At 36.1% G+C, this 14,887-nt stretch carries 14 protein-coding genes and 1 pseudogene; 9 read left to right on the forward strand and 6 right to left on the reverse strand.

Features of this window, described 5'->3' with window-relative positions:
- The coding region (gene tnpA / locus G322_RS0103660; RefSeq protein WP_022940458.1) for an IS66 family insertion sequence element accessory protein TnpA at positions 1-209 on the reverse strand (209 nt) is incomplete at its 3' end.
- Between the two features lie 110 nt (positions 210-319).
- On the opposite strand from tnpA, the gene dgt reads away from it, so the two are divergent.
- A complete protein-coding gene (dgt, locus tag G322_RS22140; RefSeq protein ID WP_022940459.1) occupies positions 320-2,824 on the forward strand; it encodes a dGTP triphosphohydrolase in 2,505 nt (834 codons plus the stop codon).
- A gap of 214 nt (positions 2,825-3,038) precedes the next feature.
- On the opposite strand, the gene G322_RS0103670 is transcribed toward dgt, so the two are convergent.
- Complete coding sequence (locus G322_RS0103670; RefSeq protein ID WP_022940460.1) at positions 3,039-4,634, reverse strand: SAVED domain-containing protein; 1,596 nt, start codon at positions 4,632-4,634, stop codon at positions 3,039-3,041.
- Positions 4,635-5,174: 540 nt separating this feature from the next.
- Here G322_RS0103670 and G322_RS0103675 point away from each other — a divergent pair.
- The 5 genes from G322_RS0103675 to G322_RS0103695 all read left to right on the forward strand — a co-directional run bounded on the left by G322_RS0103675 (position 5,175) and on the right by G322_RS0103695 (position 10,307).
- Complete coding sequence (locus G322_RS0103675) at positions 5,175-6,227, forward strand: cyclic GMP-AMP synthase DncV-like nucleotidyltransferase (RefSeq protein WP_022940461.1); 1,053 nt, start codon at positions 5,175-5,177, stop codon at positions 6,225-6,227.
- Entirely contained in the window at positions 6,217-7,935 is a 1,719-nt protein-coding gene (locus tag G322_RS0103680; protein ID WP_022940462.1) for a ThiF family adenylyltransferase, read from the forward strand. The genes G322_RS0103675 and G322_RS0103680 overlap by 11 nt, the downstream gene beginning before the upstream one ends.
- Positions 7,925-8,407, forward strand: a complete 483-nt coding sequence (locus G322_RS19865) for a Mov34/MPN/PAD-1 family protein (RefSeq protein ID WP_022940463.1) — start codon at positions 7,925-7,927, stop codon at positions 8,405-8,407. Before G322_RS0103680 ends, G322_RS19865 begins: the two co-directional genes overlap by 11 nt.
- A 1-nt stretch (position 8,408) precedes the next feature.
- Positions 8,409-9,479, forward strand: coding sequence for an SAVED domain-containing protein (locus G322_RS0103690; protein WP_022940464.1), 1,071 nt, complete (start codon positions 8,409-8,411; stop codon positions 9,477-9,479).
- Between the two features lie 195 nt (positions 9,480-9,674).
- Complete coding sequence (locus tag G322_RS0103695) at positions 9,675-10,307, forward strand: hypothetical protein (RefSeq protein WP_022940465.1); 633 nt, start codon at positions 9,675-9,677, stop codon at positions 10,305-10,307.
- A 103-nt stretch (positions 10,308-10,410) separates the two neighbouring features.
- On the opposite strand, the gene G322_RS0103700 is transcribed toward G322_RS0103695, so the two are convergent.
- Entirely contained in the window at positions 10,411-11,007 is a 597-nt protein-coding gene (locus G322_RS0103700) for a tyrosine-type recombinase/integrase (RefSeq protein ID WP_022940466.1), read from the reverse strand.
- A 72-nt stretch (positions 11,008-11,079) separates the two neighbouring features.
- Between G322_RS0103700 and G322_RS0103705 the strand changes: the two genes are divergently transcribed.
- On the forward strand, positions 11,080-11,808 hold the full coding sequence (locus G322_RS0103705; protein ID WP_022940467.1) for an endonuclease: 729 nt from the start codon (positions 11,080-11,082) through the stop codon (positions 11,806-11,808).
- Positions 11,809-11,904: 96 nt separating this feature from the next.
- A complete protein-coding gene (locus G322_RS22145) occupies positions 11,905-12,114 on the forward strand; it encodes a hypothetical protein (protein ID WP_051143723.1) in 210 nt (69 codons plus the stop codon).
- Between the two features lie 401 nt (positions 12,115-12,515).
- On the opposite strand, the gene G322_RS0103715 is transcribed toward G322_RS22145, so the two are convergent.
- Positions 12,516-12,893 (reverse strand): hypothetical protein, encoded by a 378-nt coding sequence (locus tag G322_RS0103715; protein ID WP_022940468.1) that lies wholly within the window; start codon positions 12,891-12,893, stop codon positions 12,516-12,518.
- A gap of 398 nt (positions 12,894-13,291) precedes the next feature.
- Between G322_RS0103715 and G322_RS0103720 the strand changes: the two genes are divergently transcribed.
- The gene (locus G322_RS0103720) at positions 13,292-13,768 is read left to right on the forward strand and encodes a hypothetical protein (protein ID WP_022940469.1); all 477 of its coding nucleotides are present in this window, start codon (positions 13,292-13,294) and stop codon (positions 13,766-13,768) included.
- A gap of 202 nt (positions 13,769-13,970) precedes the next feature.
- On the opposite strand, the gene G322_RS0103725 is transcribed toward G322_RS0103720, so the two are convergent.
- Together G322_RS0103725 and G322_RS24735 are read right to left on the reverse strand one after the other, a co-directional pair.
- The gene (locus G322_RS0103725; RefSeq protein ID WP_022940470.1) at positions 13,971-14,417 is read right to left on the reverse strand and encodes a hypothetical protein; all 447 of its coding nucleotides are present in this window, start codon (positions 14,415-14,417) and stop codon (positions 13,971-13,973) included.
- Positions 14,418-14,656: 239 nt separating this feature from the next.
- Positions 14,657-14,878: pseudogene (locus G322_RS24735) on the reverse strand (CPBP family glutamic-type intramembrane protease); the annotation flags it as partial.
- Positions 14,879-14,887 lie beyond the last annotated feature (9 nt).

Here is a 14,887-nt window from a genome sequence, read left to right on the forward strand (position 1 = left end):
ATTGATGGTTGTTCTTCCATAAATTCAATTTGTTGTATCACTTTAGCGCGAACAAAGCTGTTGGATGTTAGGCCTAGTTTTTTCTTGAAAGTGTAGAAGCTAGACGTTGATAAGTGATGTTGTTGACAGTAATCTGAAATAGTTAACCCACTGGTTTGTTGATTTTTTACTAGGGTCTGCCATTGTGTTTCGTTGCGCGTTATTTTCATTGTTATTTCCTTTTATTTGACTTGAAAATAACATAACTGAGATCAGAAATTAGATGAAGGTGTGGTTGCCCTGACGCTTACGTTTAATCTAATCAAATGGCTGGTTAACTATGAAAGAGCAATGGGATACTCGATTACTTCGTAGAGTAGGAAGTTTGTATAGTCAAGGGTACAGAACACTGGATAAAATCCTTCCTCAATGTGATGGCGCACAACCTAAAGATATTAGCTACATTTTAGAAAAGGTTAAACAGGAAGGTGTTGAATTTAAGACTGTATCATTAGACTACAAGAATAAATTTTACTTCAATCTACCTGCCGCCAATCCTTTGTTCTACCAGTGGTGGTATACCCTTGATTCACAGGAAAAATTATCCAGAAAGGTTCTTGATGAAACAGATTCTGCTGAAATATTATGTATCGGGACACCAACAATAGCTGCTACATTAAAATCATACGGTGCTAGTGTTTCGTTGCTAGATATTGATCCTGATTTAATTTCGCTATTCAATAATACCTTTCCTGAAAACAGCTCAGGGCTCCAACACGATATCTTTAATGAACTAGATGCTAAATATGTTAATAGTTTTGACAGTGTTGTTATTGATCCTCCATGGTATGAAGAGTATTTCAATGTTTTTTTATCTAGAGCAATAAATGCTACAAAAATAAATGGAAAAATATATTGCTCAATTCCTCAAGTATTAACCAGAGAAGGGATTGAAGAGGAGCGGAGAAAATTAACTCAAGAGTTGCATCGTTTAGGGCATGAGGTTCTTTATGTAGAAAAATCTGTTGTTCAGTACATTATTCCAGAATTTGAAAGTGCAGCCTTTAAACAAGGAAATATTCCATTATCTAATCAACCCTGGCGTTATTCAGATTTATTAGTTATACGTGTCGGTAGTAATAGGGTAATGGATGTTGCTCCCAAGAATATTCCCGATATACACTGTTATTCAAGAGGTAATATGGCCTCAATGTTCAGGGTTTTTCTTTCTGAAACGAATATTACTACGGGGGTTGGTTTAATACATATCCCTGAATTTACAGAGTCCATAAGTAGGAGAGATAAGGTCCCTGAAGTTAATTTATGGACCTCTAGTAAACGCGGGTATCAAGCAGAGGACTTCAATGTAGTTAAAAATATCCTTAAATGTTGGAGTGAGGGGAAAAGTAAAGCTGAGGCGATTGAATCTCTTAGAAGTAATGGTAATTCAGCTGTCATATCCACAAATCTAATTGACCAATTCGACGAGCGACTTGGTTTATGGAGCAAATACTCCGATGGATCCGCAAGAAGAACAGGGGAAGAAATAAAAGAGAAAAACTCATCAACAAACAGTCGTTGGGCACAAGAGGCTAGCAAACGAGAGTTTGGAAATAGCAGTGATGGTTTTCGAATTGAATTTCAGAGAGATAGAGATCGAATTATATGGTCTAGCGGATTTAGAAAGCTTGCAGATAAAACCCAACTATTTCCACTTGGGGAAGATGAAAATCTAAGACAACGCCTGGCACATAGTATTGAGGTTATGCAATTGGCCACTACAATTTCATCAAGTTTCGGATTAGATAAAGACCTCGTTGAAGCTGGTGCTTTGGCTCATGATATAGGGCATACCCCTTTCGGGCATGCTGGTGAAAATGCTATTGACCGTTTATTTACTAATTTGGGATTTAAATGTGGTTTTAACCATTACGAGCATGGTGTTGATGTCGTAAGGTATCTAGAAGGGTCATATCAGCATAATGTGTTTGAATCTCACCCTGGACTTAACCTAACTCCCGACGTATGTGATTGTATACTTAAACACACATACTGCCATTCTGGCGAGACTGGAAGCCATAAAAGTGTATGGAAAAATTCTAAGCACCAAGAATATATTGGATGTGGTGGTTTTAGTCACTTGGAAGGGCAGGCCGTACGTGCTGCAGATAAAATATCTTATCTTCTATCTGATATAGAAGATGGAATAAGGCTAGGCATTGTAAGCTATCAAGATTTAATGAATTGTCGACTATTTCATCGGCCACCGGTTGATTTTAGGATGTCACCGTCCGAAAGCTTATATGTGAAATTTATAGAGCAACGTGGTTCAATAATTAAACTTCTTATGGAGGATGTGATTTTAGAGTCTTCTAAAAGAATCAGTAAGCTTAGTTCCAGAAATGAAGTTCGAACTGCACAACATTATTGCATATTCCACGGGCCAGAGATTGAAGCCGATATGGGGGAAATCTGGGATAAAATTCAAGCAGGTAAGCTACACAGAGATCCAAGGGTATTATCTGCAAATATGAGGGCGTCCAAGATCGTATCAGAGTTGCTAATCTTATATGTATTATATCCAGAACACATAGATGAGAGATTTCGAGTCGAACATGAGAGGTTGAGAAATACTAATTATATTAAATTCTATGAGAAGGCCAAATTGTATTTCAGTTTGCCTGAAGCTTATACGTCTTTTTTACCATTAAATGTAATGATTGGCTTCAATCCATCTGTATTAAATAATATTGATACATATAATTTAGTTATTGCTAAAGATTATATTGCTAGTCTTTCAGATAAAAGAATTACCAGTATTTATCATGAGCTTTTGAGTGATTAATCAATAATTTCTATGAAGAGAAATAAGCGTTCTGGTTAAGTTGATTTGGCCATCTATCTATAACTTTCTAAGGCGCTTTGGGGCACATTGCGCCTTAGAATAATAATTAAAAACTCAAAATGAAAGAGCTTCACCTCAGGTCCCTTAGCTCAATGTAAAGTTAGTCCCATGCCCTTTTCATGTATGTCTATGGACGACTTTCTATGTACAACTTTTACTGCTGAAAAGCTGACACTTGACATTTATGGTTCTCATTCTTCAATTTCAGCCTTGGCACCATCGTACTGCTATCAAAATCATAAACGACAACTTCAGGGTGATGGGTATCATAAGCTTGACCAATAAAAATAGCGGCCGCGTTTGAAGCACAGGTAAAAAGGTGGATAGTTTGAGCGCTATACTCAGACCTTAGCTTATGGAAAAGAGACTGAAGTGCGCTAGTAAAAGCTTTTCCGTCTTCAGGGTGTGAAATTGCACCGTTACCCATATATTCTTCTTTGGCCCTTATAGTAATAATCTGAGCACCTTTTTCACCGCTTAAAACTTCTGCAGCACTAATGAGACTTTCTGGTTCGGCAGTTAAGGCGATGTTTATGATAAAGTCAGCATTTTCTTTTAAATCGTCTAGACCTACTATTTCATAAAAAGTCCCTAAAGCAACATCGCTAGGCCAAGACCAGTTTCCCCCTTCCCTGAAGCGTAGCATAGGAGTTACATCGTTTTTATTCCCCAATTTAGCACCTAATCCAATAAGTGCAGATGTTGGCCCGAAGCCAAATAAAGCCGCATTGAAGCCAAAAGCCTTTGTTTGTTGAATAATCTTGTCTGCTGCACTTTGAATTACGCTAGGCATCATTTGCCAAAGTATATCTGGGGAATTGATCAATAAGTCTTCGTTGTCGCTCAAAATGTTTATTTGTTCATGCATTCGACGTTTTATTCTGGATAGGCTAGTTGCAACCTGAAGATATGATGGTGGTGAAACCGTTTGAGAGTTGACTGGCCATAGGACAGAATAAACTGGAATTGGCTGGTATTTTAGACCATCTAATAAACCATTCGCAACGATGCCAAATTCTTTTTTCATTGCTGATAACATAGATGCTGTATAATCGCTTGCTGCGACCTTATCTATGAGGCGATGGTGTTTGTCACAGAGAAGCAGTACATTGTCAGGATCGTTGGAAAGTTTACCAGATAGTTCAGTGATCCCTCTGGCACCTTGCTCAGAAGAGGCGACGTTATGTGCTAAATAGGCATAGTTTCCAGTTGTCCCTGAAATGCTATCATGGTCTAGCTTTTCGCCACATCCAGTGAACATGCAGCGACCATAGCTTTCTTTCCATACAGTATTTTTGGTTTCTACAGTAAAGTCTTTTCCTCTACCTTTTAGTTTTCGGTCATCCTCAAAGCGGGTGAATAGATTTTCTAGTTCATTGATCGGTATATTGTCGCTTTGTTGGGCCGCTTTAATCCATGTACTACTTATTGACTCAAGGGTTAACAGATCATCACTAGTTATTTGATAACCTTGGATATTTCTGTAAGTAACTTCATTTTTACTTTTAGACAAACTTGCTAAACATTTTGCAACATCACTTGGTTCTAGACATAACCTTAGTGTAGCTACCATCTCTTCATCAAGGCTAAGTAAAATGATGGTGTTTTTATCATCCTTATCAGTCAAAAAACCAACGTCATCCCAGTTCACCTGCTTTTTAAGACTCATATGATATTGACGAAAATTGTCCAGTGAATCAATTGGAGCACTAGCGGCCTGATTACAAAACTGTTCTGCTTTATTACTCATCAACTTTCCTCGTTATTTTTTAACATTTATTATCAATATTGGTATAATAATTTACTTGTTCATTGTCACAATAACAAATATAAGCTATCGTTCCGGATTGCGAGTTTAGTACCATAACCACTCTCAAAGTCGATGTTCAGAATGACGATATAGAGCACTCATTTAAACAGTACCCACATAGTAGTAATGTATCTACTTAACGAGCAATAGCTCGATGACTTCCCCCCTTTTCCTAAGTATAAACCGACGTTGTTTTTATGCCTACGACAATAAAAAAAACAGAGGGCGAACAGGGTTGCCCTGTTCATGGGATCGCCAGTCAGTTTTATCAGAAATCGAGGGGCTAGGCGCATCTTGGGGCGAGTGTGCCAGATTCCAAAATAGCCCAACAAGTGTTCTGATGCGGTATGTTGTGGCTTAGTAATATTGACCAAAAGGCAAGACTTGGCTCAGTTGTTTTCGATACTTTTACCTATCCCCCTTGATTAATATTTTACAGCCCCCATCTGTTATTTATCCACATCAAAATAAGGGGCTCAAATGTCATTACAAAGTCAATATAAAAAATTCACAGAAACAATATCATTAACCCGTCAAGATAGTGGATATAAAGACGCCCGTGAAAAAGATGATTTAATTTATGGGAAGATTAAGGTTGCGTTTAAAGAAGAAAAATATGATATTAGTGATACTTTTCTTTTGGGATCCATGGGGGTTTATACGGGAATAAAACCTATTGATGGTGATCATGATATTGATAGAGCAATTGTTGTAACAAAAGAATCATCACCAGAAAATCCGATCGATATTAAAAAAGTAGTAAAAAAAGTTTTAAAAGACCATGGGTTTTCAGATCCTAAAATAAAAAAGCCATGTATTACGGCTGATTATAAAAACAAACCAATTCATATTGATTATGTTGTATTTAGAATTGATGATAATGATGATAATGCTGATATTGAACTTGCTGTCGGTAAAGAAACTTCAAATGAAGATAACCGAAAGTGGGATGAGTCTGACCCTAAAGGCTTAAAGTCTTGGTTAGTATGGGAGGGGGAAGGGAAAAGTACTGAAGAAAGAGCTCAGTATTATCGATTAGTCCGTATTATGAAAAGATGGCGAGATTATAAATATACTGACGTGAAGAAACGAAAAAAGGTATATTCGATTGGTTTAGCTGTCATGCTTAAAGAGAAAATTTGTTTTTCTATTGATGAAAATGGTAAAGCGGACGACCATTTAGCTTTACGCAATACCATTGATAATATTTTGGCTGACAATACTTATTTCAAAAAAGATATTTTCAGCACTCTGCTCGGTGAAGTCAAATATGATTTAATTGTAAATTTACCAAAATCACCTAATAGAGACATTTTTGATAATCATGGAAAAACAGTCGGTACTACCTTAAGAGAACGTTTATCTAAGTTACGTGATATTTTGGATGAAGTAACCGAACAAAAAAATCTTAAAAATCAGTGTGAAATACTAGAAAAATCTGCATTTGGTAATGACTTTCCTATTCCTTCGGATAATGAAAAAAGAGAACAAACTGACTCGTCTGGTGTTATGAGTGTGTCTAGTGGTGCATGATATTGATTTGATAGTAGAGTTCTTAAAAAAAAATGGGTTTAATGTCGTAATCCGTGATAATGAACTCATATCAACCCATTCTTGCCTAACGGCAAGTTTTTCTATTCGAATAGAGTTTCCTGATGAGTTCCCATATGTTCTTCCAAATTATCATTTGGAAAATAGAGGTGACTTTGGGCATTTAGCTCATGTTGCATGGGGGGCTGAACGATACGCTAGTATTTGTATCGGTTCTCAAGAATCATTTTCAATAAACTTTGATGCACCTGAAAAAGTTGTTTTTGATACATTAAAAATGGCTGAAAAAATAGTTCAAAACTCTTTGGATAATCCTGAATATAACTATCAAGAAATATTAAAAGAATTTGGAGGCGTGTGGAGATTCCATGTGGCATCTGATGCTCCTCGAATTTTAAATTTCATAAATAACTTAAACCATTTCTCACCTCTAATTGTACGTTCTAAATTTACGAAAGATGTACAAAATGGTTTAGGCAACGTTATTATTGCAAGTGAAAATAATCCTTGCCAAGGGGGGTATGCTGTAAATATATCAGCCTCATCAAGATTTAGACAAAACATAGGAAAAGGAATATATCTGCCTATTCCAACAGATATGAGGCTTATGCCACCTTTACCATACCAAGATATTATGGAATGGTGGTGTGGTGTTTTAAACCTAATAGACAATAAAACTAAAATAGATTTAAAAGAGTATGCGAGACTTAAAAAAGCAACAGCATGTTATGTTGTATTGGGAGTTTTCACTCAAGATCAGGTCGCTACAGTTGCTCTGGAATTTAAGGCAGAAAAAAAATCAAAACTTCCTTTTCATGAGTCATTTATCGGCAATTGGAATGCGACAGCTATAAATGCAGATGATTTTTCCCCATCAAGCCTAATACAAAGAGGCGGGGGAGCTATAGATATTAACCAAAAGAATGTTTGTATTATTGGCTGTGGGTCAGTTGGGGGGTATATAGCTCACTCTCTTGCTTCTTCTGGAGTTGGAAAATTAACTTTAGTGGATTACGATAATTATAATCCTGAGAATATTCATCGTCATATTTTACCATCCCGTTATCTTTATACGAATAAGGCGTCCTCGCTTTCTGATTATTTAACAGAGAACTTTCCTTTTGTAATTGCTAAGCCTTTAAATACGCAATTGCTAGAGCTTTCCCCTTATGAATTAAAAGATTATGACTTAGTAATTGTCGCTACAGGGAATGTTTCCCAAGAAAGAGTGTTTAACAGAGAAATTGCAAAAGAAGGCTTAAACATTCCTGTCATTTACTCTTGGCAAGAGGCATATGGTGTTGGTGGTCATAGCGTTCTTTCAACTCCTTTCTTAGGTGGTTGCTTGGAGTGTACATATATTGGATTGGCTTCAGATGAAGTTGAGCTATTTAGTAATCTTAACTTTATTGCTTCCGGCCAAAAGGTATTAAAAGGCCATGCGGGGTGTGGTACTGAATTTTTACCATACTCGAGTATAGACGCTAGAGATACTGCAAGTCTTACATGTCGGTTGGCTATTAAAGTATTAACAAAAACTGTAACTCATGGGGTGTCTGGTTCATGGCGTCAAGATTCAGAAGAAGCTAAAGAAAATAATATTGAGTTAACTCACAGATATACCCACTTACAACATGTTGAAAAACTGAAAGAGATAAAAAGCACAAGGTGTCCTTGTTGTGCGAAATGAATTATGTATAAAGCTCTTTAATAGTAAAAGTATTAAAGTAAATTTTGATACTAAAGTTATTAATGTTTGGAAAAATTATAGGCAATTAAAAAAATCTGATCTTGAAGGTTGTGGTGTCTTAATTGGCGGATATATACGAGAAAAAAGAACCATAATTGTTGATAGTTGCACTACTCCTGGCGTTGCCGATACTAGACGTCGTTGTTCATATAAAATGACTGATTCAAGCCATCAAACCACCATAAATACAGCGTTTAAAAAATCAAATGGAGAGGCTTTTTTTATTGGTACATGGCATACCCATCCTGAACCCTATCCGACGCCTTCACGCGCAGACTTACAAGACTGGAAAAAACTAATGCATGAGAATTTAGATGCAATCCCCGCATTCTTATTCGCCATTGTTGGCACAAAGCAAGTATCAATATTTCCCTTTATTAATGGTGGATATAAAAAGAAAGGGAATAAATAAAATGTTCAAATCAATAATTAATAAGTTATTTAATTGGTATTTTAGACCTAAAAGTTTAGATTTACGCCTTTGGCAAATGTCCCTTATATTTATATCGATATTTACCGTATCTGGCACAGTGGGGGTGATTAACATCTTTTGGTCTTCTCCTGATGGCGAAACAGTAAATATAAATTATTCACTTTCAGACACAATTCCGATTTTGATTTCTTACGCATCTTTTATTTTTGGTGCTCTATTTGCCATTCTAGCTGTTTTTCGAGCTATGCAACATGAGAAAAAAAATCCAAATATATTTATTGAACACATCGGTTTGAGAAGTTCGAGAAATCAAAGTTTAAGTGAAGCAGCAAAGAAAAAAACAGGCTTAGGTAGTACGTTATTCATCGATACATCTAATTATTATGAAAATAGTATTTTGAAAGATAATGCTAAAGCACTCGATTATACGATAGAAGTTTTTAATAACTCTATTGAAAATATAACCCACCACTGTGATACCAGAAATATTTCACTTCATTATGGCGGAACCCCATCTGTACCTATTGGTTTTTCCCTTGGCTATAAAATAGGCAATACTTCAAAAGTTTCATTATGGGATTTTAATCGTGAATCTTCAGAGTGGTACGCATTAGAGGATATTTTTTATGATTCTAATACCCCAGTTATTGATTTTAATAAATATAATAATGAGAAAGAAGTTTGTATATTAATGGGATTTTCATTTCCTGTATCAGAAGAGCAAGTTGGTACCAGATTAAACGGTAAAGGGATTATTAATATCACTATGCCCAAAACAAAAGATGACAGTATGAATAGCTTGTTAAAATTAGAAGAATTTCAACAAAAGTTTAGAGGGTTATTAAAAACATTGGCTTCAGATGGCGTTTCACGGATTCATATATTCTGTGCAGCTCAAGCTTCATTAAATTTTTCACTAGGTAGGCAAATCGAGCGAACTCATCCTGAATGTGTCGTTTATGAATATGTAAATGATTCAAGTTTGGACACACAGTACCCTTGGGGAGTACTGCTAAATTCAAAAGGAACCCCTCCCTCAATCATTACGTAAAGCTCTGTTATTGCCAGAAAAAAATGTATTTTCTAAGGCGCAATGGGGGCGGTTGCGACTTAGCTTTTTGGCCTTGTCGAGTTCACTTCGGTGGTGATTTACATCCTACTTTTAATGATATGTTAATCCATCTTGCTTGTACTACGATACTATGTTGATTCATCGTTATCAATTATTAATCAAGGAAGGAAGTGCATGAAGTTTCGAGGTGCCCCCGAAGATATGAAGAGAAAGGTTGTCCACCAAACTGGCACCTCTGGGCCAGTTGAAATTATTCATTATACCAATTCAACTGATGTCTCTGTTATGTTTCAGCAAACTCAAAATATTCAAACATTTACTTCTTCTTGCATTCGTAAAGGCGCAATTAAAGACAGTAAAGAGTTCGCAAAGAAGCTATCACTCTTCTCATCATCACAACAAAAATTAAGTGATTGTAATGCCTTTAGCGTACCTGACGACTTAATCGCAGGAAACTTGCATAACTCAAAGCGTTATGGTGCATTTGAGATTATAGAGCACGTAAATCGAAAGTTGATAAATATTAAATTTTCAAATACCGGATTCCGATGCAATACCACCGCATCCTTGATCCGTAGTGGCGACATCAGGGATGAGTCCGTTACTCTTCATAATATGGTTGCAGGTAATTATTACCCAACGGAGTCATGCGGGATAGTTGAGGTTATTAATTTTGTCAGTGCAAATAGCGTCTCTGTTATTTTTTTAGACTCAAGTAATCAGCAATCCTTTTCAGCCACCAACATTCGTAAAGGATGGATAGTGGATAACGGCATTAATCTAAATTTATCAGAGAGAACGGAATAGCAATGTGTTGTTGCTAAGTGAATTGTCCACCAGTTTATAGGTTATCAATTCGCCTAGGGGGATTAGCGCCCCATCAATCTATTTCGCCTCTCATTAGATATAATTATGTTTCTGTCGCTTCTGAAATAGTTAAAGCGTCCTCTATTTCAACTCCTAAATATTCAATGGTGCTTTCGAGTTTAGAATGACCCAATAATAATTGTATTGCTCTAAGATTTTTCGTCTTTGCATAAATTAATGATGCTTTAGTTCTCCTAAGCGAATGAGTGTTGTATTGAGTTAAATCTAGGCCTAAGTTACTTACCCATTGTTTAACTATCCCTGAATAATAGTGATAGCTTATGTGGTAGCCGTGTCTACGAGGACTGGGGAATAAATAATCAGAGGGAGTTAATCTTTGATCATGTATCCAGAGATTTAAACATTGCTGCGTTTTAGGTGTAATTTCAAATTGAACTTCACGGTGTGTTTTCTTTTGTTCAATGATGGCACGAGATTGAATTAATGATCCAGAAGAGATATCACGTACTTTGAGCTGAATTAAGTCACTCGATCGTAATTTGCTATCAATTGCTAAATTGAATATGACTAGCTGCTCCAGATTCTTTTCTAGTTCAAGACGAATTCTGATTCTCCAGATATCTTCTAATCTAAAGGCTTTCTTCTGACCTACTCGTTTTCCCTTGTTCCAAGCTTTCATAATATTCTCCTATAATTTATTGGTCGTGATAAGTTTAGTAATTAGATAGGGCAATCAATGAAAGGCATTTAAATGAAAATCATCAGTATATTAATATTATTCTCTCTTTTTCCTCTGAGCACATTTGCTGTAAATGAAACAAACCAATCATTTAGTAAAGCTAAAAAACTACTAGAAACCAAGGTGTATCAGAACAACCGAATTACACTTTATTGTGGTGCCTTATTTGATGCTAAGAAAAACATTATTCCTCCTCAAGGATTCCATACAGACAAACATGTTAAACGTTCAAAGCGTGTTGAATGGGAACATGTAGTACCAGCTGAAAACTTTGGTCGAACATTTATTGAGTGGCGAGAGGGGGATAAGCAGTGTGTGACGAGTAAAGGGAAAACATATAAAGGCAGAAAGTGTGCTAATAAAGTAAATGCTGAATATAAGTATATGCAAGCCGATATGCATAACCTATTTCCTGCTATTGGAGCTGTAAATGCAATGAGAAGTAATTACAATTTTCAGATGCTACCGCATGTCCAAAGTTATTTTGGCAGTTGCCCAATGAAGATTGATAATAAGAAGGCAGAGCCCCCTTCAGAGGCTCGTGGTCGAATTGCTAGAACGTATCTTTATATGGATGATACATATTCGAGATATAGTATGAGCAAGTCTCAGAAGCAGTTAATGAACGCTTGGGATAAAATGTACCCTGTATCAGAATGGGAATGTACAAGATCTAAAAAAATAGCGAAAATTCAGAAAAACAAAAATGCGATAGTTGAAAGTCGGTGTAATGCGCGCTAGCTTGAGTTTTAACCACTTGGTTTATTAGTAATTAATATTTCCTTAGTGTAGAAGTTTAATTAAGCTGGGTGGTAAAGCAATTAAAGTGAGAAATATATGAAAAGAATCGAAACAGAAGATGAACATCAGGCTACTTTAATTCGCATAACTGAGCTTTGGGAGGCTAAGCCTAATACTCCTGAGGGCGACGAACTCGATAAGCTAGCTGATTTAGTGGTGGAGTTTGAAGAAAATATAGAATTAATTCGTCTAGTTGAAAGTAGAAAAGATCAACCGGAGATAGCGGTCGATATTAATGATCTATAACCTCTAAATAGGTGCGATAGGCTATTTGATTTTAGGGGTATTAAAAGAGCTAGCAAATGTTGGTGATTCACTCTTAATTAATGGCCCGAGTCCCTTAGCCACAACAGTGTTGTAGCTAATCAAAGTTGGCCACATATTTATAGTTTTTAAAGTCGTAATGGTACGATTGCAAGTTAGCTTTCTAGTTTGTAATTCACATGTATTCATAGTACACCTGTGAATTCACATGTGCACTATGAATACATGTGAATTTTGTTTTTTTAAGACTCTATTTGATTTAAATTATGTTGTCTTTCTAACTCGCTTGGGGGCATATTGCGAGATAGGAAATGTTACTCGATAAATTAGTGGTCAAAATCACCTAGTCGTAAACACCAACGAAAAGAAACTCAATAAAAGTCTCACCACCACCTACTTAAATCATTAAGCCAGTACCAACGGAGGTATAATGGTCCCGCATTGTTATGTTGAAGTAAGTTAAATTTATTCATATCATTTACAACATAGAGAACATATGGTTCATCATGATCTAGTAAACATGACAATTGATAAAGTAACTCATGATGTTCATTAAGGTTTTCTACATTAGTTAACACGATGATTTCAAATTCAGAAAACTGGTTAATTAGAGTTGCCTTATCGACTTGTGCTAAGTCTATATAACTAGTTTTTCCAATCAATTTACACTTTTCAATCAACAGATCTAAAGATATTGTATTAGGTAATGTAAAGGCAGAGTTAGTGCCTGGTGTCTTACAAATTAGCTTTTCTAGTTCCATCGGCAGTTTCTTATTTTGGTGTAGAATAATTATTTTTAATAACGTAATGATATTACGTTAGAGTACTTCCTATATACATATTTATTATTGTAGCGAAGTGTAATTAACTTGTTGTGGTTAAGTAATATTGGCCACAAATTTGTAAGCTTCTAAGGCTAATGGGGGCGTTAGCGCCATAGTTTTCTTAGACGCAAGGGAAACATTGTGAGGTAGGAAGTGTTGCGATGTTTACTCCTATCTAGTGGCATAAATCATAGAGCTACTATACTATTGAATCTTTCATGAGCTGTAAAAGCACAGGTTATATTAAAATTATTAGACCAAAACTACGACCATGTAAATTTAGGTTTAGGAGTATTCATTTGCTACCACCAAGGACACACAAACCCGTCCCACCAATGAAAATCACAGCAGAACGTTTTATCGATTGTGCTTGGTTATTACCTCTTTATGAAATCAGCTCTGCTGAAAGTAGTTTGCTTGAACGTACTTTCATTCATGAGCTTTCTTTGATTGCTAAGTCTAAAGGAATAGAAGTACATTATATTGATTTCAAAGAGTATGAAGACCCACTGGATGCTCTACTTGATATTAAACATGAAGGTTTTAAAAAAGTAATTGAAGAGGTTCCACATGGTGGAGCGTATCTACATTCGGGCTTACAAGAGCCTACAATACTCATTTTTGATAACTGTGATTCTCTAGCTCCGATAAATTGCTCTCTAACATTTACACTACGATCTATTTTAACGACTCAAATTGATAATAATGTTAAAAGTATATTTATTGCTAAGCAGAAGTCATTAGATATTATGTTTAACGATAGTAAGGCTGCATTTTATCAATCGAACAGTTATCTCACCTCGACTTCATAACCATTGAAAGTCGCAACGGGGCACATTGCGAGATAGGTTATGCTGACATGACCATACTCTAAAGGAATAGGGTAGAGTAATGCTTCTTAATTTTGAAGCCTATTCAAGATGAAAGACCTGATACTCGTCCTGTTAGAAATAGGTTGGGGTGTCATTTTTTTCACCATCTTTTTTTTGTTTCTTCAGCGCTTAGTAATATGTATTACTGGCTTTTATCTTGTTCCACTTTTTGTGTTAATAAATCCATTAATTGCGCGGTTAACGAAGCAATTTGCATCTCTAATGATTTTGCTTCATTGACTGAACTCTCATCTCCTTGAGATCGCAGTTTTACCATCTCTTGAGTTAATTGTGCAATTTCCTCCTGTAGCGCCGCAATCATTTCATCAAGCGTCTGTTTATCATCGGAACCTTCGACACCATCAATGTCCTCTTTTCCCATTAGCTTACGCAGAGCCTGCTGGTTACTATCCTGTAAACTCTTTTTCTTAGCTTCATCGGATAGTTCAACATTTACCGATTGCTGCACTTTTTCACCCGTACCAGTAGCATCCTTATTTTGTGTGACAGGCTTATCTACGCTTGAAGCCTGACTCAGCATTAGTGGTTTCTTATAAGCAGTGTTGATTACAACCGACATATTATCCATAAATCTGTCCCATTTTGTTCTCCAAAAAAATTATCTCACCTTACAGACTGTATTTATCGGCATGAATAGCGAATAGTTAAATAATTTAATCAATAAAATGCACTTTGCATTGTAGTTGGTAAATTTAGGAAGCGTGAAATTCAGTCAAAGTTTATGGATATCCCATCTTTTTTAGATGTGGAATTCGGGTTTGCAATAAATAGCTAATGATTACTGGCGGTCTACCTCAGGGCGTGTTGTTAGACCAACACCAGAAAAATTACAGCAATAAATGTAAGTAAGAAATTACCGACTAAGTGACCGGCTAAAGCGGGATATATACTCTTGCTACGATAGATTACAAAAGTCCAAATGAGGCTTCCCACAAGAATTGTTGGGAACAGCCAAAATTGGAAAATATGATAAAAAGCAAAAAGTACGGCATTAATTACCCAGCCAAGTTTTCCATACTTGGCCATCTTCGGGAGTAA

This window comes from Psychromonas hadalis ATCC BAA-638, from assembly GCF_000420245.1.
Taxonomy (GTDB): Bacteria; Pseudomonadota; Gammaproteobacteria; order Enterobacterales; family Psychromonadaceae; genus Psychromonas; species Psychromonas hadalis.